This window comes from Acidovorax sp. LjRoot66 (assembly GCF_964253305.1).
Taxonomy (GTDB): domain Bacteria; phylum Pseudomonadota; class Gammaproteobacteria; order Burkholderiales; family Burkholderiaceae_C; genus Acidovorax.
The window spans coordinates 5,437,050-5,463,941 of record NZ_CAXUQU020000001.1 but is presented as its reverse complement, the minus strand read 5'-3'; the positions used below and the strand labels follow the sequence as shown (position 1 = coordinate 5,463,941).

Annotated in this window: 23 protein-coding genes; 17 read left to right on the top strand and 6 right to left on the bottom strand. The window is 68.3% G+C overall.

The genetic code is table 11. The features are described from left to right. Positions 1-18: 18 nt before the first annotated feature. The 5 genes from ACSQ3Y_RS25640 to bfr all read right to left on the bottom strand — a co-directional run bounded on the left by ACSQ3Y_RS25640 (position 19) and on the right by bfr (position 5,692). Complete coding sequence (locus tag ACSQ3Y_RS25640) at positions 19-2,181, bottom strand: TonB-dependent receptor (protein ID WP_436179300.1); 2,163 nt, start codon at positions 2,179-2,181, stop codon at positions 19-21. A 76-nt stretch (positions 2,182-2,257) separates the two neighbouring features. Continuing rightward, positions 2,258-2,590: a DUF3325 domain-containing protein gene (locus tag ACSQ3Y_RS25635; protein ID WP_436179299.1), complete on the bottom strand. Its 333-nt coding sequence runs from the start codon at positions 2,588-2,590 to the stop codon at positions 2,258-2,260. 10 nt (positions 2,591-2,600) lie between these two features. Further along, entirely contained in the window at positions 2,601-4,304 is a 1,704-nt protein-coding gene (locus ACSQ3Y_RS25630; RefSeq protein WP_436179298.1) for a PepSY-associated TM helix domain-containing protein, read from the bottom strand. Further along, the gene (locus ACSQ3Y_RS25625) at positions 4,301-4,609 is read right to left on the bottom strand and encodes a DUF3649 domain-containing protein (protein WP_436179297.1); all 309 of its coding nucleotides are present in this window, start codon (positions 4,607-4,609) and stop codon (positions 4,301-4,303) included. The genes ACSQ3Y_RS25630 and ACSQ3Y_RS25625 overlap by 4 nt, the downstream gene beginning before the upstream one ends. A 606-nt stretch (positions 4,610-5,215) precedes the next feature. Further along, a complete protein-coding gene (gene bfr, locus ACSQ3Y_RS25620; protein WP_057202336.1) occupies positions 5,216-5,692 on the bottom strand; it encodes a bacterioferritin in 477 nt (158 codons plus the stop codon). Positions 5,693-6,051: 359 nt separating this feature from the next. Here bfr and ahpC point away from each other — a divergent pair, with 359 nt between their 5' ends. The 15 genes from ahpC (at position 6,052) to ACSQ3Y_RS25545 (ending at position 22,972) form a co-directional block, all read left to right on the top strand. Then, positions 6,052-6,627: an alkyl hydroperoxide reductase subunit C gene (gene ahpC / locus ACSQ3Y_RS25615; RefSeq protein WP_007854684.1), complete on the top strand. Its 576-nt coding sequence runs from the start codon at positions 6,052-6,054 to the stop codon at positions 6,625-6,627. Between the two features lie 182 nt (positions 6,628-6,809). Continuing rightward, on the top strand, positions 6,810-8,417 hold the full coding sequence (gene ahpF, locus ACSQ3Y_RS25610; RefSeq protein ID WP_436179296.1) for an alkyl hydroperoxide reductase subunit F: 1,608 nt from the start codon (positions 6,810-6,812) through the stop codon (positions 8,415-8,417). 235 nt (positions 8,418-8,652) lie between these two features. Next, a complete protein-coding gene (locus ACSQ3Y_RS25605) occupies positions 8,653-10,890 on the top strand; it encodes a TonB-dependent hemoglobin/transferrin/lactoferrin family receptor (protein ID WP_436179295.1) in 2,238 nt (745 codons plus the stop codon). A gap of 37 nt (positions 10,891-10,927) precedes the next feature. After that, positions 10,928-11,284, top strand: coding sequence for a hypothetical protein (locus tag ACSQ3Y_RS25600; RefSeq protein WP_436179294.1), 357 nt, complete (start codon positions 10,928-10,930; stop codon positions 11,282-11,284). 11 nt (positions 11,285-11,295) lie between these two features. After that, positions 11,296-12,408 (top strand): hemin-degrading factor, encoded by a 1,113-nt coding sequence (locus ACSQ3Y_RS25595; RefSeq protein WP_436180171.1) that lies wholly within the window; start codon positions 11,296-11,298, stop codon positions 12,406-12,408. Then, positions 12,398-13,273 (top strand): heme/hemin ABC transporter substrate-binding protein, encoded by an 876-nt coding sequence (locus ACSQ3Y_RS25590; protein ID WP_436179293.1) that lies wholly within the window; start codon positions 12,398-12,400, stop codon positions 13,271-13,273. The genes ACSQ3Y_RS25595 and ACSQ3Y_RS25590 overlap by 11 nt, the downstream gene beginning before the upstream one ends. After that, the gene (locus tag ACSQ3Y_RS25585; protein WP_436179292.1) at positions 13,270-14,352 is read left to right on the top strand and encodes a FecCD family ABC transporter permease; all 1,083 of its coding nucleotides are present in this window, start codon (positions 13,270-13,272) and stop codon (positions 14,350-14,352) included. The genes ACSQ3Y_RS25590 and ACSQ3Y_RS25585 overlap by 4 nt, the downstream gene beginning before the upstream one ends. Further along, a complete protein-coding gene (locus tag ACSQ3Y_RS25580) occupies positions 14,349-15,161 on the top strand; it encodes a heme ABC transporter ATP-binding protein (protein WP_436179291.1) in 813 nt (270 codons plus the stop codon). The genes ACSQ3Y_RS25585 and ACSQ3Y_RS25580 overlap by 4 nt, the downstream gene beginning before the upstream one ends. Before the next feature lie 115 nt (positions 15,162-15,276). Beyond that, positions 15,277-15,654, top strand: coding sequence for a hypothetical protein (locus ACSQ3Y_RS25575; protein ID WP_436179290.1), 378 nt, complete (start codon positions 15,277-15,279; stop codon positions 15,652-15,654). Positions 15,655-15,837: 183 nt separating this feature from the next. Beyond that, a complete protein-coding gene (locus ACSQ3Y_RS25570) occupies positions 15,838-17,052 on the top strand; it encodes a TolC family protein (RefSeq protein WP_436179289.1) in 1,215 nt (404 codons plus the stop codon). 37 nt (positions 17,053-17,089) lie between these two features. Beyond that, positions 17,090-17,638 (top strand): hypothetical protein, encoded by a 549-nt coding sequence (locus ACSQ3Y_RS25565; protein WP_436179288.1) that lies wholly within the window; start codon positions 17,090-17,092, stop codon positions 17,636-17,638. Beyond that, on the top strand, positions 17,635-18,756 hold the full coding sequence (locus ACSQ3Y_RS25560; protein WP_436179287.1) for an efflux RND transporter periplasmic adaptor subunit: 1,122 nt from the start codon (positions 17,635-17,637) through the stop codon (positions 18,754-18,756). Before ACSQ3Y_RS25565 ends, ACSQ3Y_RS25560 begins: the two co-directional genes overlap by 4 nt. Before the next feature lie 10 nt (positions 18,757-18,766). Then, a complete protein-coding gene (locus tag ACSQ3Y_RS25555; protein WP_436179286.1) occupies positions 18,767-21,886 on the top strand; it encodes an efflux RND transporter permease subunit in 3,120 nt (1,039 codons plus the stop codon). A gap of 40 nt (positions 21,887-21,926) precedes the next feature. Then, complete coding sequence (locus ACSQ3Y_RS25550; protein WP_057268130.1) at positions 21,927-22,310, top strand: hypothetical protein; 384 nt, start codon at positions 21,927-21,929, stop codon at positions 22,308-22,310. A gap of 101 nt (positions 22,311-22,411) precedes the next feature. Further along, the gene (locus ACSQ3Y_RS25545) at positions 22,412-22,972 is read left to right on the top strand and encodes a DUF4303 domain-containing protein (RefSeq protein WP_436179285.1); all 561 of its coding nucleotides are present in this window, start codon (positions 22,412-22,414) and stop codon (positions 22,970-22,972) included. 28 nt (positions 22,973-23,000) lie between these two features. On the opposite strand, the gene ppsR is transcribed toward ACSQ3Y_RS25545, so the two are convergent. Next, on the bottom strand, positions 23,001-23,822 hold the full coding sequence (ppsR, locus tag ACSQ3Y_RS25540; protein ID WP_305745818.1) for a posphoenolpyruvate synthetase regulatory kinase/phosphorylase PpsR: 822 nt from the start codon (positions 23,820-23,822) through the stop codon (positions 23,001-23,003). 269 nt (positions 23,823-24,091) lie between these two features. Here ppsR and ppsA point away from each other — a divergent pair, with 269 nt between their 5' ends. Together ppsA and ACSQ3Y_RS25530 are read left to right on the top strand one after the other, a co-directional pair. Then, positions 24,092-26,485, top strand: coding sequence for a phosphoenolpyruvate synthase (ppsA, locus tag ACSQ3Y_RS25535; protein ID WP_057268128.1), 2,394 nt, complete (start codon positions 24,092-24,094; stop codon positions 26,483-26,485). Between the two features lie 50 nt (positions 26,486-26,535). After that, entirely contained in the window at positions 26,536-26,889 is a 354-nt protein-coding gene (locus ACSQ3Y_RS25530) for a DUF4212 domain-containing protein (RefSeq protein WP_436179284.1), read from the top strand. The last annotated feature ends 3 nt before the right edge of the window (positions 26,890-26,892 follow it).

Here is a 26,892-nt window from a genome sequence, read left to right as displayed (position 1 = left end):
AGGTGGGTGCAAAAAAACTCAGAATCGTGTGCGCAGCGTGACCTGCAGCGCGCGCGGCGAGCCGGGCAGGATCAGGTTGTCGTTGCTGCCGTGGGCTGAGACGTAGTACTTGCGGTTGGTGAGGTTCTTCACGTTCACGTCCAGGCCCCACTGGCCCAGCGTGTACTGCAGGGCGGCGTCCACCGTGGTGTAGGCGGGCAGGGTGACCAGGTTGGTCAGCGAGGTGAAGCGCTCACCCACGTGGCTCACGCCGCCGCCCAGGCGCAGGCCGTGGGCTACATCTTTCATGGCCCAGAGGAAGGCCGAGCTGCGGGGGGTCAGTGCAGCCACCTTGCCCTGTGAAGGCACGTTCACGGTGGGCAACTGGCTGCTGGCGGCTGTGGCCAGGGATTTCGCCATGCGGCCATTGAGATAGGCATAGCCTGCGCTCACGTCCCAGCCGGACAGCCGGCCACTGCCGGTGAGCTCCAGCCCATTGGTGCGCTGCGTGCCTACGTTGATCTGGCGCGCAGGGTTGGATGGGTCGGTGTTCTTGATGTTGGTGCGTTCCAGGTTGAAGAGCGCGCCGGTGAGATTGAGGCGGCCGTCGAGCAGGTCGAGCTTGACGCCGATCTCCTTGTTCTGCGTGATCTCGGGCTCGTTGGCCGTGTTGTTGGCCGCCAGCGCGAAGGTCTCGCCCGAGGGTTGGAAGGACTTGCTGTACGACACGTAGTACGACACCTGCTCGCTGGGCTGCCAGACCAGGCCGGCGCGCGGGCTGAACTTCTTGTCGGTGCGCTCAAGGCTGGCCAGGGTGCGGTCAAAGCGGGTGTCCTGCTTGAAGACGTCGTAGCGCGCGCCCACCAGGGCCTTCCACTGCGGTGCCAGGGTGATCTGGTCCTGCAGGTACAGGCCCACGGTGCCCTGCTCCGTGTGGCTGGGGATGGCGCCGGTGGCGGTGTAGGCGCTGGCGGGGATGGCCGGTGTGGGCACGTTGCCGGGGTTCAGGATGCTCACGCGGTCCACCACGCCGCCCGAGACGGACTCGGCGCGCTTTTTCTGCTGGCCCAGCTCCATGCCCATCAGCCATTCCTGGCGCAGCCCGCCCAGGTGGTTGCGCCAGGTCACGTCGGTCTGGTTGAACATGCCGCTCTCGTCGCGAAAGACCAGGCTGCGGGTGCGGCCCACGGTCATCGTGACTGGGTCGGTGGTGCCGCTGGGAAGGGTGTTGTAGCGGTCCAGCGTGTAGTCGTACACGCGGGTGACGTTGCGCACCGACCAGTCGTCGTTGAAGCGGTGGTTGAGCGTGGCCGTGAAGGACTGGACGTTGCTGGTGCTGGTGTCGTCCTTCACCGCCGTGCCCGAGCCGTAGTAGGTGCCGGCCGGCACGTTGACGGGGCGGCCGTTGAGCGCGGGGATGCCGAAGTCCGTGAGCCGCTGGTCGCGGGCGTTGGTGTACTGCAGCAGCAACTGGGTCTCGGGTGCGAGCTTGAGTGCCAGCGAGGGTGCGAAGTTGTGGCGTTTGACGAACTGCTGATCGCGGTAGCTGCCCGAATCCTCGCCCGCCAGGTTCAGGCGCAAGGCGGCGGCATCGTTGATGCCCAGGTTCACATCGGCCGTGGCGCGGCGGTAGTCGTGGCTGCCCAGGCCCAGCGTGGCCTCGCCCGAGGTGGTACCGAACACGGGCTTCTTGGTCACGCGGTTGATGAGCCCGCCCGACGATCCGCGCCCGTAGAGCACGGCGGCCGGGCCCTTGAGCACCTCGATGCGCTCGATGTCGGCCAGGTCGCGGAAGTACAGCGCGTCATCGCGCACGCCATCGACGAACTGGTCGGCGATGGCCGTGAAGCCGCGGATCACCACCTGGTCGCGCTGGCCGTCGCCATGGCTCATGGCCACGCCGGGCACGTTGCGCAGCGCGTCTTCCATGGAGCGCGCGCCCTGGTCGCGCAGCAGTTGCCCCGGTACCACGTTGACGGCTTGAGGCACGTCGCGCAGCGGGGCACTGCCCTTGGTGGCCGTGGTGCTGGCGGCGGGGGCGTAGGCATCGTCCGCAGCACCTGACTTGATGGTGACCTCGCCCAGCGTCTGGGGCGCGCGGGGCGCGGGGACGGCCTGGGCCAGGGCGGAGGTGCCGAAGGCGGCGATCAGGGCCGCAGCCACAGGCGTGCGTGCGGCGGAAAACAGGGGGTGCAGGGGCATGGGATACCTTGGACGGGACACAGCGATGGAAGAAAAAGAAACCGGTGAGAGGGGGTGGGCGGAGAGGGGGAGCCCATCACCACCCGGCGGCCCAGGCGGCCAGCCCGGCCAGCAGGGCTGCGCCGGCCAGCGTTGGCGCGCGACGGGGCTGCCAGGTCATCACCGCGGTGACGGCCACGGCGGCCACCGACAGCGCGATGGTCCAGGCCGTCACACCCAGCGAGGAGGGGGTGCCGGACTGGGGCCGCGCGGCCAGCCACAGCGAGAGGGCCAGCAGCAGCCAGCCCACGCGACGCAGTTGCGCCAGGCGGGGCGTGGCGGTCTGGCGGCCCAGGGCATCCTCGTGGTGCCGGTCCATGCCCAGGGCAATGGCAGACCAGGCGGCAAAGCAGAAGAAAAAGGTGGACATGGCGACTCGTTCAGGCCTGGGAGGCCGGCAGGGCATCGGGGGTGGCCATGGCTGCCGAGCGGTTGGGCATCACTGCCTTGCCCGGCAGCGGCCGGCCCGGGCGCAGGCGCCAGGCGAGCCAGGAGAGCAGCGCACCGGTGGCCAGGAAGCTGAGGTCCATGCCGGCCCACAGCCAGTCGCCCGCAGGCAGGCTGACCCCCAGGTGCGTGGCGGTGGTCAGCGCATTGAGCACCGGCAGCGCTGCCCAGGCGGCACCGGCCAGGGCCAGCACCAGCGACCAGCCGCGCCGGTTGGGGAACAGCACCCCCCAGAGCAGCGCCACGCCCCAGGCGCCGAAGAAGTACGACAGCTCGGCATCGGGCCGTTCGGGCGCGTCCAGCGGGATCAGCCGGTTGGAGGCCATGTACACGGCGCAGGCCAGCGGCAGGCCCGCGAGCGAGGCGATGTTGAGGCTGGCCACCAGGCGCTGGCCGAACGGAAGACGCAAGGGCACATCGGCCGCGACCCCCTTGCGCTGCCCCTGCGCGCTGCGCTTGACCGACCACAGCACCATGCCGGTGGCGATCATCAGGCTGCCCAAAAGGCCAAAGCCCACCAGCACCCAGCGCATGCCGGGGCCCGCAAAGCGTCCCAGGTGCAGGCCATAGAGCACGCCATAGGTCACGGCGGCGGGCGAGGTGGCGTCGGTCTGCTCCAGCAGCGCGCCGGTGGTGCCGTTGAACAGCATGCGCTCGGGGCGGTACTGCAGGCGGTCGCCCTCATGGCGCGTGACCTCCACCACCGGCGTGCCCTGCGCGTCGCGCCGTGCCTGGATGCCGCCGATGCGCCCGCCGTCCCAGCGCTGGCGCGCGGTTTCCAGGATGGCGGCGAGCGGCATGGCTGCGGGCAGCGGCGCCACCTTGTCGCCGGGGCTGCGGCGCACGCGCCGCTCGGGCTTTTCACCCTGCAGGTCGGCGAAATAGGTCTGTGAATCCACGCCCTTGGGGCCCTGGTAGGCCGCCGCGATGCCCGAGGGCATGTACAGCGTGTGGAAGATCATCAGCCCGCTGAAGGTGATCATCAGGTAGAAGGGCAGCACCAGCACGCCGGTGACGTTGTGCGCATCGAGCCAGGCGCGCTGCCCGCCCTTGGCCGGGCGGAAGGTGAAGAAGTCCTTGAAGATGCGCCGGTGCGTGACCACGCCCGTGAGCAGGGCGATGAACATCAGCATGGTGGCCACGCCCACCACCCAGCGGCCTTCGATGGCCCAACGGCTTTTCTGCGCGGTGCGCAGCTCGTAGTGGAAGCGGTAGAAGAACTCGCCGCCCATGGTCTTGCGCGCATCCACCGTCTCGCCGGTCTGCGGGTTCATGAGCAGGGTCTCGAAGCGGCCATTGCCCGTGTCGCGCCACAGCAGCGTGACGGCATTCTGGCGCTCGTCGGGCATGCGCAGTATCCACTGCGTGACGTCGGGCACCTTCTTGTTCATGGCGGCCACGGCGCGCTCGGCCACGTCGGCGTTGGCGGGCGGCATGCCGTGCAACTCGGGCCGCATCCACAGGTTCAGCTCGGTCTTGAAGAACGACAGCGTGCCCGTGAGAAAAATGGCGAACAGCAGCCAGCCCAGAACGAGCCCGGCCCAGGTGTGCAGCCAGGACATGGCCTGGCGGAAGCCTTCGCGCGCCTGTTCACGCGCTGCGCGCGGCGCTGGGGGTGCGGGGGTGGTATCGGTCATTGCAGTGTCTCCAGCCAGCGCGGCGCCATGGCGCAGGCGCCCAGCACCAGCGCGGGCAGCAGGGTGCCGCCCCAGGCGCCCCAGGCCGTGCGGGCGTAGAAGGCCCAGCCTGCGGCGCCCGCGTAGACCAGCCAGGCCAGCATGGTGGCGGTGAGCACCGCTTCCACGCGCGGCATGGCCTGGGCCAGGGCGAGGGACAGGGCGGCGGTGAAGGCCGCAGCCAGCGCATACCCGCCCGCCGTGGCGGCCAGCGCGCGCGAGGTGATGGCCAGGCGGTAGCGCCAGCCGGGATGGGTCGTTTTCATGACGAGCCTCCCTGCCTCAGAAGCCGCCGCGCCGTGTGGGCGAGGCGGTGCACGGGCCCAGGCGGTGGTGGTCGTTCTGGTGGGGCAAGCGGCGGTGCATGTCGGTACTCCCTGGTGTCGCGTTCGGTGGTTGCTTGCGGCCAGGGGTGTTGGTAGTGCTTGCATGGCAGGCGCGGCGACACCCAAGGCGTGGCACCCGAAGGCGGCGGCGCCATGACGACGGTGCGCAGCCAACGGATGAAGGCCGCGCACAGGCGCGGCGCGGGATGCGGGGGCATCCCGGAGTTCATGGTTGGCTGGCAGGAGAGGGTGCGTGAACGAACGCGCCCCGGTGCTGGGGACGCGCTGTGGAGGCGGGCTGCTGGCTGGGCCCGTAGTTTACTTAATTGAGAACGGTTCTCATTGTTTGTTTGCAACGTGTGTGCGTTTGCAACAACGTTGGCGCCGTCGAGCCACTGTTGTCCGGCGAGCGGGCATAAAAAAACGGGCCGAGGCCCGTTGTGGAAGGTGTGGGGTACTTGTCGTTGGCGCTGGTTTGTCAGTCTTTTTATGGTCGAGTCTGCTTTTTCTACTGTCTTCGTGGGGCGACTCGTGAATGGGGAAAGCTCAGTCTTCTTCGCTCATCTGGGACTGCAGGTAGTTCTGCAGGCCGACCTTGGCGATCAGCTCGATCTGGGTTTCCAGAAAGTCGATGTGCTCTTCGGTGTCGTCGAGGATCTTTTGCAGGATGTCGCGCGAGACGTAGTCGCGCACGGTCTCGCAGTGGGCAATGCCCTCCTTGATGGTGGCCTGGGCGCCTTTTTCGGAGCTCAGGTCGCAGGCCAGGATCTCCGGCACGTCCTCACCGACCTGCAGCTTGGCCAGGTCCTGCAGGTTGGGCAGGCCGTCGAGCATGAAGATGCGGTCCATGAGCACGTCGGCGTGCTTCATCTCGCCGATCGACTCCTGGTATTCCTTCTTGGCCAGCTTGTCGAAGCCCCAGTGCTTGAGCATGCGGTAGTGCAGGAAGTACTGGTTGATGGCGGTGAGCTCGTTCTTGAGCTGGGCCTGCAGATGGCCGATGACCTGTGCGTCGCCTTGCATGGGGAGACCTCCTTGTTATGTGATTCGCCGCTGATTGTCGTGAGCGCGGGCGCCGCACGCAAGGCAAGCCCCCGTACCTTCGCATTGGCTGCGTGTGATGCTGAGTTGTGTTCGCGTTCGGTGCTCTTCGCGGTGCCTCGCCCAGGGGTTTTCGCCAAAAATTCACAGAAGCTGCCCACAGTCATGCCAGGGACCCAGGCGCCTGAAACAGCCGCTTTCAACCCGCAACAGACGCAGGGCCGGGTTTCCAAGTATAGTCAAAGGCAATTGATTCAATCAAATCAATTAATTGGATTGATGGCCTCAGAAGGCCTAAACTTCATTCCGTAGTCAGTTCAACCACCCTTAAGGAAACAGCAATGTCCCTGATCAACACGCAAGTTCAACCCTTCAAGACCACCGCTTTCGTCAACCGCAATGGCAAGGGCGAGTTCATCGACCTGACCGAAGCCGATCTCAAAGGCAAGTGGTCCGTGCTGATCTTCATGCCTGCCGCCTTCACCTTCAATTGCCCCACCGAAATCGAAGACGCGGCCGACAATTACCCCGAATTCCAGAAGGCTGGCACCGAGGTCTACATCGTCACCACCGACACGCATTTCTCGCACAAGGTCTGGCACGAAACCTCGCCCGCCGTGGGCAAGGCCAAGTTCCCCCTGGTTGGCGACCCAACGCACCAGTTGACCAATGCCTTCGGCGTGCACATCCCTGAAGAAGGCCTGGCACTGCGCGGCACTTTCGTGATCAACCCCGACGGCATCATCAAGACCGCCGAAGTGCATTCCAACGAAATCGCCCGCGACGTCAAGGAAACCGTGCGCAAGCTCAAGGCCGCCCAGTACACCGCCGCCCACCCCGGTGAAGTGTGCCCCGCCAAGTGGAACGACGGCGCCAAGACCCTGGCTCCTTCGCTGGACCTGGTCGGCAAGATCTGATCGGCTGATTGCATCGGCAGAGCGGCCTTGGGGCCGCTCCCCAGCCGGACAGCGTCATGGCGCGCGTGCGCCATGCCGTCCGGCTTTTTTTCGCCCATTTTTTACGCTCTGTTGCGGACCCAGGCTTGCCACAAGCGGCCTTGGCCCCCACCCTATAAGCCAGAACTCGAAAGGACACCACCATGCTCGACGACCAACTCAAGACCCAGCTTGCCGCCTACCTGGAGCGCGTGACGCAGCCGTTCGAACTGGTGGCCTCCCTGGACGACAGCGCGACCTCGCGCGAGATGCTGGAGCTGTTGACCACCATCCAGTCCCTGCGCAGCGACAAGATCAGCCTGCGCACCGATGGCCAGGACGCACGCAAGCCCTCGTTCAGCCTGCAGCGCGTGGGCAGCACGAATTCGCTGCGCTTTGCCGGCCTGCCCCTGGGCCATGAGTTCACCTCGCTGGTGCTGGCCCTCTTGTGGACCGGTGGCCATCCGCCCAAGGTCGAGCCCGAGGTGATCGAGCAGATCGCCGCGCTCGACGGCGACTTCGAGTTCGACGTCTACATGAGCCTGACCTGCCACAACTGCCCGGACGTGGTGCAGGCGCTGTCGCTCATGTCCATCTTCAACCCCAAGATCAAGACCACCGTGGTCGAGGGCGGTGCCTTCCAGCAGGAAGTGGCCGACCGCGAGATCATGGCCGTGCCCATGGTGTTCATGAACGGCAAGGTCTTCGCCTCGGGCCGCATGTCGGTCGAGGAGATCATTGCCAAGCTCGATACCGGCGCAGCAGCCCGCGATGCGGCCAAGCTGTCGGCCAAGGCACCTTATGACGTGCTCATCGTCGGCGGCGGCCCTGCCGGCGCTGCAGCCGCGGTGTACGCTGCCCGCAAGGGCATCCGCACCGGCGTGGCGGCCGAGCGCTTCGGCGGCCAGGTCAACGACACGCTGGCCATCGAGAACTACATCTCGGTGCTGGAGACCGATGGCCCCAAGTTCGCTGCCGCGCTCGAAGCCCACACCCGTGCCTACGATGTGGACATCATGAACCTGCAGCGCGCCGACAGGCTGATCCCCGCCAGCGAGCCCGGCGGCCTGATCGGCGTGCAACTGGCCAACGGTGCCACGCTGCATTCCAAGACGGTGATCCTGTCCACCGGCGCGCGCTGGCGCAACGTCAATGTGCCCGGCGAAGCCGAGTACAAGAACAAGGGCGTGGCCTACTGCCCGCACTGCGATGGTCCGCTGTTCAAGGGCAAGCGCACGGCCGTGATCGGCGGCGGCAACTCGGGTGTCGAGGCCGCCATCGACCTGGCCGGCCTGGTGGCCCATGTCACGCTGGTCGAGTTCGCTGACCAGCTCAAGGCCGATGCCGTGCTGGTCAACAAGCTCAAGAGCCTGCCCAACGTGAGCATCCACACCAACGCGCAGACCACCGAGATCACCGGTGCCGATGGCAAGGTCAATGGCCTCAAGTACAAGGACCGTGCCACGAACGAGGAGCACCTGGTGCCGCTCGAGGGCGTGTTCGTGCAGATCGGCCTGGTGCCCAACACCGAATGGCTCAAGGGCACTGTGGAGCTGTCCAGGTTCGGCGAGGTCATCGTCGACTCGCATGGCCGCACCAACCTGCCTGGCGTGTTCGCCGCCGGCGACTGCACCACGGTGCCGTTCAAGCAGATCGTCATTGCCGCAGGCGATGGCTCCAAGGCTGCCCTTGCCGCCTTTGACCACCTGATCCGCATGCCGGTGCTGGCCAAGGCCACGGCCGAAGCCGTGCCGGAAGCCGTGGCTGCATGACCCTGCGCGCCGATTGGTAAATGAACGGGAGCCTGCGGGCTCCCGTTTCTGTTTTTGCGTGCCTGGGGGCCACGCAGCAGCACGTCTGCCGTTTGCCGGGCAATTGGCAAGGTCAATGTGTATTGATAACTATTCTCATATAATGCCCCCATAGCCAGCCATTGCCAGCCCGTTGAAGGGCCTCGCGGAAGCCAGCTCTGTTTCCATCCGTCTCAGAGAAAAAGGGTTTCCTGCCGTGGCGCCATCAATCGATCAATCCCCCCGTTTCGCCCTCCGTCCGCTGGCCCTGCTGGCCGCGCTGGCGTGCGCCTCCTTCACCGGCGCCCAGGCGCAGGCCACGGCCGAGGCGCAGCTCGTGGCGGCAGGTCCCGCGCTCAAGGAGGTGGTGATCAGCGGCTCGCGCAGCGAGCAGAACCCCGACGACCTGCCGATGAGCATCGACGTGATCAACGCCCGCGCGCTCGAAGAGGGCCAGGTGCGTGACATCCGCGATGCGGTGCGCGAGCTGCCCAATGTGTCGGTCACGCGTTCGCCCGCGCGCTTTTCGCTGGCCAGCGGCTCCACCGGCCGCGAGCAGAACGCGGGCTTCAACATCCGCGGGCTCGATGGCAACCGGGTGCTGATGATGGTGGACGGCATCCGCCTGCCGCGCAGCTATGTGTTCAGCGCCAACGCCTTTGGCCGTGACTACCTGGACATGGGCCTCTTGCAGCGCATCGAGGTGGTGCGCGGCGCCACCTCGGCCCTGTACGGCTCGGACGGCATGGCCGGCCTGGTGAACTTCATCACCGTGGACCCCGAGAACTTCCTCAAGGACGGCAAGACCCTGGGCGGCCAGGTGAGCGCGGGCTACGACGGCGACGACCACGGCAAGCGCCTGGGCGCCACGGTGGCAGGGCGGGTCAACGACGCAGTGCAGTGGCTGGTGGCCGGCAGCGTGAACCGCGCGCGCGAGCTCGACAACATGGGCACCAACGATGCGGCCAACGCCGATCGCACCCTGCCCAACCCGCAGAAGGACCAGGGCGGCGCGTTGCTGGGCAAGGTGGTGCTCACCCCCGGCGGCGGCCAGCGCCATGTGTTCACGCTGGAGCATGTGGACAAGACGTCTGACTACGAACTGCTCACCGCACGCTCCAAGCCGCCGCTGGCGGCCACGTCCACGCTGTCGTCCAACTCCTCCACCGACATGCAGCGCACGCGTGCCACGTGGGAGGGCCACTGGCGCCTGAACGCCGGCTTCGCCGACGATGTGAAGGCCACGCTGAGCTTTCAGGACGCGCATTCGCGCGAGTACGCCTTCGAGGACCGCAACACCGCGGCCGACCGTGTGCGCGACGTGACCTACGACGAGCGCAGCTGGCAGGCCAATGTGCAGGGCAGCAAGCTGCTGCGCACGGGCGGCAACTGGGTGCAGAAGATCACCTATGGCATCGACCATTCGTCCGCCAAGGTCACCAACCTGCAGGACGGCGTGACGCCGCCCGTGGGCGAGACCTTCCCGCTCAAGCGCTTTCCCGACACCACCGAGACCAGCACCGCCCTGTATGTGCAGGACGAGATCATGAGCGGCCCCTTCAGCGTGACGCCAGGCGTGCGCTTCGACACCTTCCGCATCAAGGCCGATCAGAGCGGCTTCGGCGCGCAGGCGGTCTCGCTCTCAGGCAACGCCACCTCGCCCAAGCTCGGCGTGCTGTACCGCGCCACAGACGCCTGGAGCGTGTTCGGCAACTATGCTGCGGGCTTTCGCGCGCCCAATGCCGGCCAGGTCAACGCCTTCTTCGAGAACCCGGTCAGCAACTACAAGACGGTGCCCAACGGCAACCTCAAGCCCGAGAAGAGCCAGAACTTCGAGCTGGGCGTGCGCGGCCGCATGGACGCGCTGTCCATCGAGGCAGCGGCCTTCACCGGCCGCTACAAGGACTTCATCGAAGACCTGCGCCAGGTGGGTGGCACCGGCGCGCCGGGCAACCCGCTGGTGTTCCAGTCGGTCAACATCGGCCGCGTCAAGCTCAATGGCTTCGAGGTCAAGGGCGACATGCGCTGGGGCAGCTTCGCGGGCGGCCAGCTGAGCACGCCGTTCGCCTACGGCCAGACGCGTGGCCGCGACACCGCCACTGGCAAGCCGGTCAACACCGTCGACCCCTCGCGCCTGACGGCTGGCCTGCGCTACGACACCAGCGCGTGGATGGCCCGCCTGGAACTGACGCACGCCGCCGCCAAGAAGGCCAGCGACGTGATCGTAGCCACGGGCAGCACGCAGTACCTCACCCCCTCGTACACGGTGCTCGACCTGTCGGGCCAGTGGCGCATCCGCAAGGACCTGCGCCTGAACGCCGGCATCTACAACCTCACCGACAAGAAGCACTGGCGCTGGGCCGACGTGCGCGGCCTGGCCGCCAACGCCAATTTCATCGACGCCTACAGCCAGCCCGGCCGCTCCGTGCGGGTCTCGCTGGTGGCGGATTTCTGAGCCACTTTCTCAAACCCATCGCGCAAGGAGACAGACCATGAGCCACGCCAACGATACGCCCGATGCCCCGGCCTCCGGCGGCCACTGTGACGAGGAATACAGCCTGCCCTGCGCCGAGGCGCTGCTGGCCGGTACGCTGGCCCTGATGACGGGCTATGTGCAGGCCTGCTGCGACAGCCACAGCGATGCGATGGGCCGCAAGATCACCGCCAACCTGCAGATGCTGGCCGATGCCGAAGGCTTCACGCCGCACTTTCGCACCGTGGTCTGGAGCCTGCAGGGCCGCTGGGCCCAGCAGGGTGCAGGGCAGGGGGGCGATGCCGCCAGCGCCGCCCTGTCGGCCGCCGAGCAGCGCCGCGCGCTGTGGCTGACCGCACCGGAGACCGTTCAATGAGCGAGGTACTGATGAACAACGCCGACCCGAACGGAATGCGCGTGCAGACCGCACCCGCCATCCGCGAGCAGTTCGCCGCCGTGCGTGCCACGGGCAAGCGTGCCAAGGACGCGGCCGAGGCGCTGGGCCTGTCCGAAGGTGCGGCCATCGCGGCCCACGCGGGCGAGCACGAATACCCGGTCAAGGCCGTGCCGCTGCAGGGCTCGTGGCTGCAACTGCTGCAGTCGCTGGAAGCCTGCGGCCCGCTCATGGCGCTGACGCGCAACGAGGGCGTGGTGCACGAGAAGACCGGTATCTACACCAACATCTCGGCCACCGGCCCGGTGGGCCTGGCCTTGGGCGAGGATATCGACCTGCGCCTCTTCTTCGCCCAGTGGCATGCCGGCTTTGCCGTGACCGAGGCCGCCGCCGACCCGGCACGCGCGCCCCAGCGCAGCCTGCAGTTCTTCAATGCCCACGGGCGTGCGGTGCACAAGGTGTTCGTGCGCGAAGCCACCGACCTGGCCGCGCTCGATGCCGTGGTGCAGCGCTTTGCCCAGCCGAGCGCGGGCTATGTGTTCGGTGCCGCGCCGCTGGCCGAAGTGCCGCGACCCGACACCGAGATCGACGCCGCCGGCCTGCGCGAGGCCTGGGCCGGGATGCAGGACACGCACGAGTTCTTCGGCCTCACGAAGAAGTTCGCGGTGGAGCGCCAGCAGAGCTTTCGCCTGGTCGAGGGGCAGTTTGCCTGGCGCCTGGCGAAGGAGTCCGTAGCGACGCTGCTGCAGGGCGCGGCGGCAAGCGGTCTGCCCATCATGGTCTTCGTCAGCAGCGGCGGTTGCATTCAGATCCATACCGGCCCCGTGAACAACATCAAACCACTGGACACACCCGGAGCGCAGTGGATCAATGTGCTCGACCCCGGCTTCAACCTGCACCTGCGCACCGACATGGTGGCCAGCGTGTGGCTGGTGGAAAAACCCACGGCCGACGGCGTGGTGACCTCGGTGGAAGCCTTTGACCATGCGGGCGAGCTAATGGCCATGTTCTTTGGCGCGCGCAAGCCCGGCAAGCCCGAGCTGCAGGGCTGGCGCGATCTGGCGGCACGCCTGCCGCGACTGCAGGAGCTGGCCCATGCTGCGTGATAGCGTGTCGATCGAGCGCCGCCATGTGCTGCGCGGTGCTGCCGCACTGCCCTTGTTCTTCGCGCTGGGCCAGGCCCGTGCGGCGGGCGCAGCGCGCATCGTCTCGCTGGGCGGCGCCCTGACCGAGGTGGTCTATCTGCTGGGTGCGCAGGCGCAACTGGTGGGCACCGACACCACCAGCCTGTTCCCCGAGGCCGCGCTCAAGACCGCCAAGGTCGGCTACATGCGCCAGCTGTCGGCCGAGGGGCTGCTCTCGCTCAAGCCCGATGCCGTGGTGGGCACCACCGAGGCGGGACCGCCGGTGGTGCTGGACCAGGTGCGCAGCGCTGGCGTGCGCGTGGAGCTGGTCAAGGCTGACCACACCTGGGACGAAGTGCAGCGCAAGGTGGCCACCGTGGGCAGCGTGGCGGGCCGCGAACGCGAGGCCCAGGCCCTGCAGGCCGAGCTCGATGCCCAGTGGGCCGGCGTGCAGAAAAGCGTGGCCGCTGCCGCACGGCGCCCGCGCGCGATCTTCATCCTCTCGCACAGTGGCAGCCCCATGGTGGCCGGCACCGGCACGGCGGCCGATGCGCTGATCCGCTTTGCCGGCGGTACCAACGCCATCACCCAGTTCGCAGGCTACCGGCCGCTCACGGCCGAGGCCATGGCCAGCGCCGCGCCCGAGGTGCTGCTCAACAGCACGCAGGGCATCGAGGCGCTGGGCGGCGAGGCGGCCTTCTGGCAGCGGCCCGAACTGGCGCTCACGCCCGCGTTCCGCCGCAAGGCCCTGGTGGCCATGGAGGCCAGCCACCTGCTGGGCTTTGGCCCGCGCCTGCCCGCCGCCGTTCGCGAGCTGCATGCGCGCATGCAGGCGATCACCGCGTGAGCCAACTGGCGGCCGTGCAGCCCCTCCCTCGGCGTGCGCCGGGGCGCTTGTCCCCGCGCGCCGCATGGGCGCTGGGCCTAGGGCTGGTACTGCTGGCCTTTGTCTGGGGCAGCACCCAGGGCGCCTACGCGATTGCGCCGGCCCAGTTGTGGCAGGTGCTGCTGCAAGCCGTGGGCGCCGTGCCCGCACCCGAGCATGCGCCCGAGTACCTGGTGTTCGTCAACATCCGCCTTCCGCGCCTGCTGATGGGCGTGGCCGCCGGCGCGGGCCTGGGCCTGGCCGGTGCGCTGATGCAGGGGCTGTTCCGCAACCCGCTGGCCGACCCCGGCCTCATCGGCGTGAGCAGCGGTGCCGCGCTGGCTGCGGCCCTGGCCATCGTGCTGGGCATGCACTTTCTGCCCGACCTGCCGCGCACCCTGGGCAGCTGGACCCTGGTGCTCATGGCCTTTGCCGGCGGCCTGCTGGTCACCGCGCTCATCTACGGCCTGGCGCAGGCCGATGGCGGCACGCGCATGGGGCTGATGCTGCTGGCCGGCGTGGCCGTCAACGCGCTGGCGCTGGCGGGCCTGGGCTACCTCAATTTCATCTCCACCGACGAGCAGTTGCGCAACATCCAGATGTGGCTGTTGGGCAGCCTGGGCGGGGCGCGCTGGAGCGCTGTGGCCCTGGTGGGCAGTTTGGTCGCGGTGGCCTGCGGACTGGGCCTGGCGCTGGCGCGCCCGCTCAATGCCATTGCCCTGGGCGAGGCGCAGGCCGCGCTGCTGGGCGTGCCGGTGGAGCGCACCAAGCGCCTGGCCGTGCTGGTGACGGCGCTGGCGGTGGGTGCCGTGACTGCGGCCACCGGCATCATCGGTTTCATCGGCCTGGTGGCGCCGCACTGGGTGCGGCTCGTGGCCGGGCCGGACCACCGCGTGGTGCTGCCCTGCTCGGCGCTGCTGGGCGCCACGCTGGTGCTGGCGGCCGACGTGGTGGCGCGCACCATCGTCAAGCCGGCCGAGCTGCCGCTCGGCGTGCTCACGGCCTTCATCGGCGTGCCGCTGTTCCTGGCCATGCTGCGCCAGTTCAGGAGCAAAGTGTGAGCGCAAGTTCCCTCCATCCTGGCGATCCGCTGGTATGCGATCAGTTGGGGGTCGGCCTACCAGGGCGTCCGCTGCTGGCCACCGTGCATGCACGCCTGGCGCCTGGCCGCTTTACCGCCATCCTCGGGCCCAACGGGGCGGGTAAGTCCACGCTGCTGTCCATGCTCTCGGGCCAGCGCGCGCCGCGCTCGGGTTCGGTGAGCCTGGGGGGCAGGGCGCTCTCGGCCATGGCCGCGCTGGAACTGGCGCGCCTGCGTGCCGTGCTGCCGCAGGAGACAGCGGTGGCCTTCGACTTCACGGTGCAGGAGGTGGTGGAGATGGGGCGTTTCCCCCACCGCCAGTTGCCCAGTCGGCACGAGGTGCGCATTGCCCACGATGCGATGGAGGCCACCGGCGTGGCCCACCTGGCGACGCGGGGCGTCAACACCCTCTCGGGCGGCGAGCGCGCACGCGCCCACCTGGCCCGGGCGCTGGCCCAGATCTGGGAACCAAGGCCCGATGGCGCCACACGCTGGCTGCTGCTGGACGAACCCACTGCAGCGCTCGACCTGGCGCACCAGCACCAGGCCATGGCCCTGGTGCGCCGCTGGGCGGTGGAGCAGGGCATTGGCGTGGTGGCGGTGCTGCACGACCTGAACCTGGCGCTGCGCTATGCGCACGACACGGTGCTGATGGGCGCTGGGCGCTGCGACGTGGGGCCCACCGGCGAGACGCTGGATGCCGCGGCCATTGCGCGCGTGTGGGGTGTGGAGTGCTCCGAGGTGCATGCCAGCGATGGCACGCCGCAGTTTCTCGTGGCGGCCGGATGATGTGCAGATGACGATTCGGTCATCTGCCATGGCCATGCCCTTGGCCCCATGGGGACATGCGCGCTTGCGCATGCTGCGCTGCACGTTCTTGTCACTAGAATGCGCGCACACCACCATGCGCCGCCTGCTCCTCGTCTTCCTGCTGCTGTTCATGCCGCTCCAGTCCATCTGGGCCGCTGCATCGCCGTATTGCGGGCACGAGGCCGCACCGCAGGCCTCGCATTTTGGCCACCATGTGCATGAGCACCAGGCCGATGAGCAGGCCGCACCATCCCAGACCAGTGAAACGCCCGACCATAGGGGCCTTGCCACCTCTGGCATGGCCGACATGGATTGCCATGCCTGCCATGGCGCGGGCAGCGGCATGGCGCTGAGCGCCAGCGCCCAGGCCATCGTTGTGTCGGTGGGCCGCCCTGCGTCCCAGGCGGCGCCGGCCTGGGTCCACCCACCCCTCTCCCGCCCCGAACGCCCCAACTGGCCCGCCCTCGCCTGAGCGGCGAGGCGGGGCACCGGGTAGCCCCTTCCTGACGATTCCACGCTGCCTTGGCGGGCAGCAGCGGTGCGCGCGTGCGCGCCGGGCATCGTGCCTTGCCGATTTCAAACCCGTGGCCCCTGGCCATTGCAGAGGAATCGGATGCAACGAACGAGAAGAACGAACCACACACCACGGCTGTCCATGGCGGCTGTGGCCCTGGGATGGGCGCTGGCCGGCAGTGCCGCGCTGGCCCAGCCGCCTGCGCCACCGCTCACGCTCAAGGCCTTGTTCGACAGGGCCTGGGAGCGCCAGCCCGAGGCACAGTCGGCCGCACTGCGGCGCGAATCGGCGCAGGCCGCGCGCAGCGGCGCATCGTCCTTTACGGCCGAGCCCGCCGCACTGGAGCTGTCCACCAAGACCGACCGCCCCGGCAGCAACCAGGGCAGCCGCGAGGTCGAGCTGGGCGTGGCCCTGCCGCTGTGGCTACCCGGTGAGCGTGCACGCAAGGCCGCGCTGGGCGATGCCGAGATCAAGGCTGTGGAGAGCCGCCGCCTGGCCGCGCAGCTGCAATTGGCTGCCAGCGTGCGCGAGGCCTGGTGGGCCCTGCAGCGTGCACAGGCGGAAATGGGCCTGGCCCAGGACCGGCTGCAGAACGCCCAGCGCCTGTCGGCCGACGTGGCGCGCCGTTTCAAGTCCGGCGACATGTCGCGTGCCGACCAGACCCAGGCCGACGGCGCCGTGGCCCAGGCCGAAGCCGCCGTGGCCGAAGCGACCGGAGCGCGCGATGTGGCCCAGGCGGCATTGGCCGCATGGGGCGGCAACCGGGAGTTGGCCGACGGCGCGGAGCCCGAGGCTGAAGCCCTGCCTGCGGCCGGCCTACCCGCCGACCATCCGGCTGTGGCCGATTGGCAGGACCAGGCCGAGGTGGCGCGCCGCGCCGCCGACCTGGCTGCCGTGCAGACCCGTGCCAACCCCGAACTGACCGTGGCCGCCACGCGCGGGCGTGAGCAGGCGGGCGAACGCTATCTGCAAAGCTTCACCGTCGGCCTGCGCGTTCCCCTGGGCGGCGGTGACCGTGCGCGCGCCAAGGAGACCGCCGCACGTGCCGACGCACTCGATGCCGAGGTGCGGGCCCGCGTGGAGCAGGACCGGCTGGCCGCCGACGTGGCCGCCGCCATGGCGCGCGTGAAGGCCACCCAGGCCCAGCGCGAGGCCATGGACCGCCATGCGGTACTGGCGCGTGACACGCGCGGCTTCATCGACAAGGCCTTCCGCCTGGGCGAAGCCGACTGGCCCACGCGCCTGCGCGTGGAGCTCGAAGCCGTGCAGGCCGAGCGCCAGTTGGCGCGTGCCCGCATCGATGCCGCCGCCGCAGTCTCCACCTTGCGCCAGGCCCTGGGCTTGCTGCCGCAGTGAGCGCTCAGCCTCTCTCCACCCCATTTTTGTGATCACCATGCAAATCCTTTCTTTTCTTTCCACGCTGGGGCTGGCCCTGGTGATGGGCCTTGTTCCGCCGGCCGCTCTTGCCGATGCGGGCCATGACCATGGCGAGGCTCCCGCCGCTGCGGCCGGCCCGGCCATGCCGCGCTTTGCCGCCACCTCCGATCTGTTCGAACTCGTGGGCGTGCTCGATGGGCAAAAGCTGGCGCTCTACCTTGACCATGCGGGCGACAACAGCCCCGTGAAGGAGGCCCAGCTGGAGCTCGATATCGCCGGCACGCGCGTGCCCGTCACCCGCGTCGCCGAAGGCGAATTCCAGGCTTCGCTGGCCGCACCGCTGGCTGAGGGCGTGAGCCCCGTCACGGCCACCGTGGTGGCCGGTGCCGAGACCGATCTGCTGGCCGGCGAGATCGATGTGCATGCCGCCGCGCACGCCCATGCCGAGCCCGCAGGCCGGCGCAACGCACTGGTGGCCGGTGCCGTGGGCGCCGTGCTGCTGGCCCTGGGCGCCGTGTGGGGTCTGCGGCGCAGCCGCGCCGCCCGTGTGGGAGGTGCCGCATGAAGCACTCTATTGCAACCCGCACCCTGGCCGCCTTGCTGGTGGCCGCCGGCCTGTACGCCCCCCTGGGCGCAGTGGCCGGCGAAGGCCATGACCATGGCGATGCGCCTGCGGCCGCCGACGGCAATGGTCCCAAGCGCCAGCCCGATGGCAGTGTGTTTTTGCCAAAGCCCGCGCAGCGCCAGCTGGGCGTGCGCACCCTGGTAGCGGCCGAGGGCCGGCACCCCAAGGCCTTCGAGCTGGCCGGCACGGTGGTGATGGACCCCAATGCCGGCGGCAAGGTGCAGGCCGCGCTGGCCGGCCGGCTGGAGGCAGGGCCCAAGGGCCTGCCCGGCGTGGGCCAGGCGGTGCGCAAGGGCGAGGTGTTGGCCTATGTGGTGCCTACAGCGGGCGCCATCGAGCGCTCCAACCAGTTGGCCCAGCAGGCCGAGCTGCGCGCCGCGCGCGACCTGGCCGGACGCCGCTTGGCACGTTTGAAGGACCTGGCGGACACCGTGCCGCGCAAGGACATCGAGGCGGCCGAGAGCGAGCTGCAAAGCTTTACCCAGCGCCTGGGCGCCGTGGGGGCGGGCCTGTCCACGCGCGATGCGCTGGTGGCGCCTGTTTCGGGCGTGATCGCCTCGGCCAACGCCGTGGCAGGGCAGGTGGTGGATGCGCGCGAACTGCTGTTCGAGGTGGTGGACCCTTCGCGCTTGCGCGTCGAAGCCCTGGCCTACGACACGGCGCAGGCCCACAGCGTGGCCGGTGCCGCGCTTGCCGTGGGCGGGCAGCGCGTGCCGCTGCGCTTTCTGGGCGCGGCGCGCAGCCTGCGCGACCAGGCGCTGCCGCTGCAGTTTGCGGGCGACTCGGCGGTGCTCGGCACCCTGGCCCTGGGCCAGCCCGTGCGCGTGTTCGTGCAGTCCACCGAGCAGGCCGCCGGCGTGCAGGTGCCCGTGGCGTCGCTGCTGCGCAACCCCGCGAACCAGACCATCGTCTGGGTCAAGGAGTCGCCCGAGCGCTTCGTGCCCCGGGTGGTCACCTACGTGCCGCTGGACGGCACCTCGGTGGCCGTGACCTCGGGCCTCAAGGCCGGTGACCGCGTGGCCACGCAGGGCGCCACGCTGATCAACCAGGTCCGCTAGGAGCCACCCGATGTTCAAGTGGCTACTCGAAAACAGCCTGGCCAACCGGCTGCTGGTGCTCATCGCGGCCGGCGTGCTCATGGCCTATGGCGCCTTCACGCTCTCGCGCACCCCGGTGGACGTGTTCCCCGACCTCAACAAACCCACTGTCACCCTGATGACCGAGGCCGGCGGCATGGCCGCCGAGGAGGTGGAGCAGCTCATCACCTTCCCGCTGGAAACCACGATGAACGGGCTGCCCGGCGTGGAAAGCGTGCGCTCCACCTCCAGTGCCGGCCTGTCCTTCATCTACGTCACCTTCGACTGGAGCACGGACATCTTCCGTGCGCGCCAAATGGTGTCCGAGCGCCTGTCGTCCATGGAGGAGGGGCTGCCCGTGGGCGTGACGCCGCGCATGGGGCCCATCAGCTCCATCATGGGCGAGATCATGCAGGTGGCGATCCCCATCGACGTGCAGCGCACCACGCCCATGGCCGTGCGCGAGTACGCCGACTGGGTGCTGCGCCCGCGCCTGCTGGCGATTGCCGGCGTGGCGCAGGTGATACCCATCGGCGGCGAGGTGCGCCAGTTCCAGGTGCAGCCGCAGACGGCGCGCATGGCCGAGCTGGGCATCACGCACGATCAGCTCACGGGTGCGCTCAAGGGTTTCTCGGCCAATACCTCGGGGGGCTTTCTGGAGCTCAACGGGCGCGAGTACCTGATCCGCCACCTGGGCCGCACCTCGCGCCTGGAAGACCTGCAGAACCTGGCGCTCACCGCGAAGAACGGCCAGCCCGTGCTGCTGCGCCAGGTGGCCGAGGTGACGTTTGCCGCCGCACTCAAGCGCGGCGACGCGGGCTTCGAGGGCAAGCCGGCCGTGATCCTGGGTATCCAGAAGCAGCCCACGGCCGACACGATTGCGCTCACGCGCAGCATCGAGGCAGCACTTGGGGACTTGAAGAAGTCGTTGCCCGCAGGCATGGAGGCGCCGCGCGTCACCTTCCGCCAGGCCAGCTTCATCGAGGCCTCGGTCACCACCTTACAGGGCAAGCTCATGGGCGCATCGGTGTTCGTGGCGGTGATTTTGTTCGTGTTTCTCGGAACGCTCAGGCCCACGGTGATCGCGCTCACGGCCATCCCGGTGTCGATCTTCATCACGGCGCTGGTGTTCAAGTACTTCGGCCTGTCCATCAACACCATGACGCTGGGCGGTTTGGCCATTGCCATCGGCGGCCTGGTGGACGATGCCGTGGTGGACGTGGAGAACGTGCTGCGCCGCCTGAAGATGGACCGCGCCAAGCACCCGAACCACCGCTTGCACCCCATCGAGGTGGTCAAGCTCGCGTCGATGGAAGTGCGCTCGGGCATCCTCTACGCCACGGCCATCATCGTGCTGGTGTTCCTGCCGCTGTTCGCGCTGCCGGGCATCGAGGGGCGGTTGTTCGTGCCCCTGGGCATCGCCTTCATCGTCTCCACCGTGGCCTCGCTGCTGGTGTCGGTCACGGTCACGCCGGTGCTGGCCTTCTATCTGCTGCCACGCATGAAGAACCTGGACCATGGCGACACGCGCGTGGTGGCCTGGCTCAAGGCGCGCTACCGCAGCGGGCTGCTGGGCGTGCTGGCGCGGCCGCGCATCGCCATGGCCGTGAGCGCAGTGGCGGTGGTGCTGTCGGTGGCGGCGGTGCCGTTCTTTCCGACCACCTTTTTGCCACCGTTCAACGAGGGCACGCTGCTCATCGGCATGCGCCTGAACCCGGGCGTGACGCTGGCCGAGTCGGCCGCCCTGGCCAGCCAGGCCGAGGTGCTGGTGCGCCAGGTGCCCGAGGTCACGCACGTGGGCCGGCGCAGCGGCCGGGCCGAGCTGGACGAACATGCCGAGGGCGTGCACGTGAGCGAACTCGACGTGGGCCTGCTGCCCGCGGCCGAGCTGAAACGCAGCATGGCCGAGGTGCAGGCCGACATCCGCAGCCGGCTGGCGCAGATGCCGGCGGCGATTGCCATCGGCCAGCCGATCTCGCACCGCATCGACCACATGCTCTCGGGCGTGCGCTCGCAGATCGCGATCAAGCTCTTTGGCGAGGACCTCGATACCCTGCGCGGCCAGGCCGATGCGCTGCGCGCGCGCCTGGCCAGCATCGACGGCCTGGCCGACCTGGAGGTGGAAAAGCAGGTGCTGGCGCCGCAGATCACCGTGCGCGTGGACCATGCCGCCGCAGCCCAGTACGGCGTGCCGGCCGCGCAGGTGCTGGCCACCTTGCAGGGCCTGGTGGAGGGCGAGAAAGTCACGCAGATCGTGGAGGGCAGCCGCCGCTTTGCGCTGGTGGTGCGCCTGCCCGAGAGCGCGCGCTCACTTGAAGGCCTGGCGCAGATCATGATCGAGACCCCGCGCGGGCGGGTGCCGCTGTCGCGCCTGGCCAGCATCGAGGACGGCGACGGCCCCAACCAGATCAGCCGCGACGACGGCAAGCGCCGCATCGTGCTGTCGGCCAACGCGCAGGGCCGGGCGCTGTCCGACGTGGTGGCCGACATCCGCAAGGTGGTGGGCGAGACGCGCCTGCCCGATGGCTACTTCATCACCCTGGGCGGCCAGTTCCAGGCGCAGGAGGAGGCCAGCCGCCTGGTGGGCATGCTGGCCGTGGTCTCGCTGGTGCTGATGTTCGTGGTGCTGTACACGCGCTACCGCTCGGCAATGCTGTCGGCGCTGATCATGGCCAACATCCCGCTGGCGCTGGTGGGTGCCGTGCTGGGGCTGTGGATCTCGGGCCAGCCGCTGTCGGTGGCGGCGCTGATCGGCTTCATCACGCTGGCGGGCATCTCGGTGCGCAACGGCATTTTGAAGGTGAGCCACTACCTGAACCTGATGCGCGTGGAGGGTGAGAACTTCGACCACGCCATGATCGTGCGCGGCTCGCTCGAACGCCTCTCCCCCGTGCTCATGACGGCCCTGGTCACCGCCTTCGCGCTGGCGCCGCTGCTGCTGGAAGCCGAGCGCCCCGGAACCGAGATATTGCACCCGGTGGCGGTGGTGATCTTCTCGGGGCTGATCAGCTCGACCCTGCTCGACACCTTCCTCACCCCCGCTCTGTTCTGGCTGTTCGGCCGCCGTGACGCCGAACGCCTGCTCGATGACAAGAACGCCGAGGCGTTTTGAGCTTTTCCCCTGTTCCCGTCAACCCTTTGAAAGGACACCCATGACAACCAAACAACTCCTGGCCGCCCTGGCACTCACTCTGGCTGGCAGCGCCTTTGCCGCCGGCGAGCACAGCCATGCCCCTAAACCCGAGCACGGCGGCGTGGTGGCCGAGGCCGGCGAGATCGGCTACGAACTCGTGGCTCGGCCCGACACCCTGACCTTGCACCTGCTTGACCACGGCAAGCCGGTGAAGACCGAAGGGGTGGGCGCCAAGCTCACGCTGCTCAACGGCACCGAAAAGTCCGAGGCCGTGCTGGTACCGGCCGGCGAGGGCAAGCTTGAAGCCAAGGGCACATTCAAGGTCGCGGCGGGCACCAAGGTGGTGGCGCTGGTGACACTGCCAGGCAAGAAGCCGGCGAATGTGCGTTTTGCGCTGAAGTAAGCAGGCACCAACGCCAGCCGGTGCGCAATGCGTCACGAAAAGGGCGCCCCGTGGCGCTGGCATGGCCTGCCTGCGACCCAGGGTGGGCCTACCATGCAAGCATGCCTGCTTCCACCGACTTCGATTTCGCCGCGCTGGCCGAGGGCATCGCCCAGGCCAGCCGCGCGGCCCTGGCCGATATCTCCGAGCGCTGCGGCCCGCACGACCCCGTGTGTGCCTTCACCCTGTACACCGACGACGGGGCCATGACCGTCTGCCCGGCCCTGTTGACCGAATCGCAGGTGCGTGAACTCACTGCGCGCCACCCGGACGAGGCCGGCTACTACCGCTACAGCTCAGCGGAATGGCCCCTGGAGGGCGAGGGCGCCAATGGCGCCTTCAATGACCTGTGCACGCTGGTGCGTGAACATGTGCTGGCGCTGCCGGACGAGGGTGGCGATGCCGCCTTCACGGCTTTTCGTGCGCAGCTGCTCGAAACCATGGTCCAGGTGCTGGAGCGCCTGCGCCGAGAAGACCCGGCCTTCGCCCGCGAGTCCCTGCTGCTGCAGGTGTCGGTCTCGGATGGCGATGAGCCGGCCGAGGTGCTGAACCAGTGGGTGGCCCGCCTGAATCCGCCTGCCGCAGCAGCCGAATTCAAGGCCTGGACCGATTCCTGGGGTTGACGGCTGGCGCGGGCATGGCCCGCCGCCGTCAATACACCAGCCGTTCGGGCCGGATCTCCTGCAGGATGGTGGTGGCGATCTCTTCGATCGACTTGGTGGTGGTGGACAGCCAGCGGATGCCGGCGCGGCGCATCATGGCCTCGGCCTCGGCCACCTCGTGGCGGCAGTTGACCAGGTCGGCATACTTGGAGTTGGGGCGGCGCTCGTTGCGGATCTCGGACAGGCGCTCGGGCTGGATGGTCAGGCCGAAGATCTTCTTGCGGTGCGGCTCCAGCGCGGGCGGCAGCTGGCGGCGGTCGAAATCCTCGGGGATCAGCGGGTAGTTGGCGGCCTTCATGCCGTACTGCATGGCCAGGTACAGGCTGGTGGGGGTCTTGCCGCTGCGGCTCACGCCCACCAGGATCACGTCGGCACCGGCCAGATCGCGGTTGCTCTGGCCGTCATCGTGCGCCAGGCTGAAGTTGATGGCTTCGATGCGGTCGGTGTACTCCTTGCTGCGGCTCACGTCCGAAAAGCGGCCCACGCGGTGGTGGGACTTGATGCCGAGCTCTTCCTCCAGCGGGTGCACGAAGGTGCCGAACATGTCGAGCAGCATGCCCTTGCAGCCTTCCTGGATGACGCGCAGCACCTCCATGTTGACCAGGGTAGTGAAGACGATGGGCTTCTTGCCCTCGATCTCGGCCGTGTGGTTGATCTGCCGCACCGTCTGGTGTGCCTTGTCCACGCTGTCGATGAAGGGCAGGCGCACATGGCGGGGCTTGAGCTCGAACTGGGCCAGGATGGCATTGCCGAAGGTCTCTGCCGTGATGCCGGTGCCGTCCGAGACGAAGAATACGGTGCGCGTGTGCATGAGGGGCAGGGCCTTTCGTCGCTTTGGCAGCGCCTTGGGTTCGGGTGGATCGTAGTGCGAGGACTACAGGCATCGTAAACAGGTTCCTGCGTGCTCCCGGCGCGGCAGGCCTACAATTGTGTCAATTATCCAAATTTCTCAACCATGCACGCAGTCGGCACACAACCACAACGACAAAGCCTGAGCCAGTGCATGGCCGCTCGCCCCACGGTGCCCCTTGGTGGGGGCGGGCGCGCAGACGACCCGGTTTCAACTTCTGGAGCTTTCCCATGTCTGCACTTTTCAGCCCGACCGCCCTGGTCGTACCGTTTGAAAACCTGAGAATGACCGATGTCGAGTCGGTGGGCGGTAAAAACGCCTCCCTCGGCGAAATGATCTCGCAGCTGCCCGAGGGCGTGCGCGTCCCTACGGGTTTTGCCACCACGGCACATGCCTTCCGCGAATTCCTGGCCCACGATGGCCTGGCCGACAAGATCAGCGCCAAGCTGGCCAGCCTCGATACCGAGGACGTGCGCGCCCTGGCCCGGGTAGGCGGCGAAATCCGCGCCATGGTCGAGGCCCAGCCCTTCCCGGCCGACCTGCAAAAAGCCATTGGCGAAGCTTTTGCCACCCTGTCCGCCGGCAACCCGCAGGCCAGCTTTGCCGTGCGCTCGTCGGCCACGGCCGAAGACCTGCCCGACGCCTCGTTCGCCGGCCAGCAGGAGACCTTCCTGAACGTGGTGGGCATCGACGACGTGCTGCACAAGATGAAGGAGGTGTTCGCCTCCCTGTACAACGACCGTGCCATCTCCTACCGCGTGCACAAAGGCTTTGCGCACGACGTGGTGGCCCTGTCGGCCGGCGTGCAGCGCATGGTGCGCTCCGACCTCGGTGCTGCGGGCGTGATGTTCACCATCGACACCGAGTCGGGTTTCGACCAGGTAGTCTTCATCACCAGCAGCTACGGCCTGGGCGAGACGGTGGTGCAGGGCGCCGTGAACCCCGACGAGTTCTACGTGCACAAGCCCACCCTGCAGGCCGGCAAGAAGGCCGTGATCCGCCGCAACCTGGGCAGCAAGCTGGTGCAGATGGTGTTCTCCACGGCCGAGGAAAAGGCCGCATCGGGCAAGCTGGTGAAGACCACCGACGTGCCCACCGAGCAGCGCAACCGCTACTCGCTGACCGATGCCGACGTGCAGCAACTGGCGCACTATGCGCTGGTGATCGAGCAGCACTATGGCCGCCCGATGGACATCGAATGGGGCAAGGACGGCACCGACGGCCTGCTTTACATCCTGCAGGCGCGCCCCGAGACGGTCAAGAGCCAGTCCAAGGGCCAGGCCGAGATGCGCTACAAGCTCAAGGGCCAGGGCACCGTGCTGGCCGAGGGCCGCGCGATTGGCCAGAAGATCGGCACCGGCCCGGTGCGCCTGGTGCACAACATCTCCGAGATGGACAAGGTGCAGCCCGGCGACGTGCTGGTGACCGACATGACCGACCCCAACTGGGAGCCGGTGATGAAGCGCGCCAGCGCCATCGTCACCAACCGCGGCGGGCGCACCTGCCACGCCGCCATCATCGCGCGCGAGCTGGGCATCCCGGCCGTGGTGGGCTGCGGTGACGCGACCGAGCTGCTCAAGGACGGCACCCTGGTCACGGTGAGCTGCGCCGAGGGCGACACCGGCCACATCTACGACGGCCTGCTGGAAACCGAGGTCACCGAGGTGCAGCGCGGCGAGATGCCGGCCATCAAGACCAAGATCATGATGAACGTGGGCAACCCCCAACTGGCCTTCGACTTCTGCCAGTTGCCCAACGAAGGCGTGGGCCTGGCGCGGCTCGAGTTCATCATCAACAACAACATCGGCGTGCACCCCAAGGCGATCCTGGACTACCCGCAGATCGACGCCGACCTGAAGAAGGCCGTGGAGTCGGTGGCCCGCGGCCATGCCAGCCCCCGCGCCTTCTACGTGGACAAGGTCGCCGAAGGCGTGGCCACCATAGCCGCGGCCTTCTACCCCAAGCCGGTGATCGTGCGCCTGTCGGACTTCAAGAGCAATGAATACCGCAAGCTCATCGGCGGCAGCCGCTACGAGCCCGAGGAAGAGAACCCGATGCTGGGCTTTCGCGGTGCGGCGCGCTACCTGAGCGCTGACTTCGGCGAGGCCTTTGCGATGGAGTGCGAGGCACTGAAGCGCGTGCGCAACGAGATGGGCCTGACCAACGTGCAGGTGATGGTGCCCTTCGTGCGTACCCTCGGCCAGGCCGAACGCGTGACGCAACTGCTGGCCCAGCACGGCCTGCAGCGCGGCAAGGACGACCTCAAGGTCATCATGATGTGCGAGGTGCCGAGCAATGCCATCCTGGCCGAGCGCTTCCTCGAGTTCTTCGACGGCTTCTCCATCGGCTCCAACGACCTGACCCAACTCACGCTGGGCCTGGATCGCGACTCGGGCCTGGAATTGCTGGCGCAGGACTTCGACGAGCGCGACCCCGCCGTGCTGGCGCTGATCCACCAGGCCATCAAGGCCTGCCTGGCGCAGGGCAAGTACATCGGCATCTGCGGCCAGGGCCCCAGCGACCACCCTGACTTCGCGCAGTGGCTGGCGGCCGAGGGCATCTCCTCCATCTCGCTGAACCCCGACAGCGTGATGGCCACCTGGCAGCAACTGGCTGCGGGCTGAGGCCTTGCGGGCACGGGCACGCCAATTCATGCAGCGCCCTGGCTGATCCGATGCCCGTGCTGCCCCGTTCCCCCATCAAGCCTGCCGAGCCCGAGCTCGCAGGCCCTTTTCCGCCCGACCTGCACGACGTGCGCCACCTGTGGCTGAAGGCGGGGTTGCTGGTGATCTGGGTGCTGGTGTCCTTCGTGGCCACCTACTTCGCACGCGACCTGCAGTTCCTCATCCCGGGCGGCTGGCCGCTGGGCTACTGGATCGAGGCGCAGGGCGCGGTGCTGGTGTTCATTGCCATCGTGGTGGTGTATGCCTGGGCCATGAACCGCTTCGAGCGGCAGGACGAACGGCGCCGCCTGGCGCTGGAAGCCGCCCCGCCAGCGGACGGCAAGCTCCCTGCGGACGCGGCCTGACGC

What these genes read in the sequence shown, in the direction of transcription:
- ACSQ3Y_RS25640 (WP_436179300.1), bottom strand. Translation starts at nt 2,181, where the DNA reads ATGCCCCTGCACCCCCTGTTTTCCGCCGCACGCACGCCTGTGGCTGCG.
- ACSQ3Y_RS25635 (WP_436179299.1), bottom strand. Translation starts at nt 2,590, where the DNA reads ATGTCCACCTTTTTCTTCTGCTTTGCCGCCTGGTCTGCCATTGCCCTG.
- ACSQ3Y_RS25630 (WP_436179298.1), bottom strand. Translation starts at nt 4,304, where the DNA reads ATGACCGATACCACCCCCGCACCCCCAGCGCCGCGCGCAGCGCGTGAA.
- ACSQ3Y_RS25625 (WP_436179297.1), bottom strand. Translation starts at nt 4,609, where the DNA reads ATGAAAACGACCCATCCCGGCTGGCGCTACCGCCTGGCCATCACCTCG.
- bfr (WP_057202336.1), bottom strand. Translation starts at nt 5,692, where the DNA reads ATGCAAGGCGACGCACAGGTCATCGGCCATCTGCAGGCCCAGCTCAAG.
- ahpC (WP_007854684.1), top strand. Translation starts at nt 6,052, where the DNA reads ATGTCCCTGATCAACACGCAAGTTCAACCCTTCAAGACCACCGCTTTC.
- ahpF (WP_436179296.1), top strand. Translation starts at nt 6,810, where the DNA reads ATGCTCGACGACCAACTCAAGACCCAGCTTGCCGCCTACCTGGAGCGC.
- ACSQ3Y_RS25600 (WP_436179294.1), top strand. Translation starts at nt 10,928, where the DNA reads ATGAGCCACGCCAACGATACGCCCGATGCCCCGGCCTCCGGCGGCCAC.
- ACSQ3Y_RS25595 (WP_436180171.1), top strand. Translation starts at nt 11,296, where the DNA reads ATGAACAACGCCGACCCGAACGGAATGCGCGTGCAGACCGCACCCGCC.
- ACSQ3Y_RS25590 (WP_436179293.1), top strand. Translation starts at nt 12,398, where the DNA reads ATGCTGCGTGATAGCGTGTCGATCGAGCGCCGCCATGTGCTGCGCGGT.
- ACSQ3Y_RS25575 (WP_436179290.1), top strand. Translation starts at nt 15,277, where the DNA reads ATGCGCCGCCTGCTCCTCGTCTTCCTGCTGCTGTTCATGCCGCTCCAG.
- ACSQ3Y_RS25570 (WP_436179289.1), top strand. Translation starts at nt 15,838, where the DNA reads ATGGCGGCTGTGGCCCTGGGATGGGCGCTGGCCGGCAGTGCCGCGCTG.
- ACSQ3Y_RS25565 (WP_436179288.1), top strand. Translation starts at nt 17,090, where the DNA reads ATGCAAATCCTTTCTTTTCTTTCCACGCTGGGGCTGGCCCTGGTGATG.
- ACSQ3Y_RS25560 (WP_436179287.1), top strand. Translation starts at nt 17,635, where the DNA reads ATGAAGCACTCTATTGCAACCCGCACCCTGGCCGCCTTGCTGGTGGCC.
- ACSQ3Y_RS25555 (WP_436179286.1), top strand. Translation starts at nt 18,767, where the DNA reads ATGTTCAAGTGGCTACTCGAAAACAGCCTGGCCAACCGGCTGCTGGTG.
- ACSQ3Y_RS25550 (WP_057268130.1), top strand. Translation starts at nt 21,927, where the DNA reads ATGACAACCAAACAACTCCTGGCCGCCCTGGCACTCACTCTGGCTGGC.
- ACSQ3Y_RS25545 (WP_436179285.1), top strand. Translation starts at nt 22,412, where the DNA reads ATGCCTGCTTCCACCGACTTCGATTTCGCCGCGCTGGCCGAGGGCATC.
- ppsR (WP_305745818.1), bottom strand. Translation starts at nt 23,822, where the DNA reads ATGCACACGCGCACCGTATTCTTCGTCTCGGACGGCACCGGCATCACG.
- ppsA (WP_057268128.1), top strand. Translation starts at nt 24,092, where the DNA reads ATGTCTGCACTTTTCAGCCCGACCGCCCTGGTCGTACCGTTTGAAAAC.
- ACSQ3Y_RS25530 (WP_436179284.1), top strand. Translation starts at nt 26,536, where the DNA reads ATGCCCGTGCTGCCCCGTTCCCCCATCAAGCCTGCCGAGCCCGAGCTC.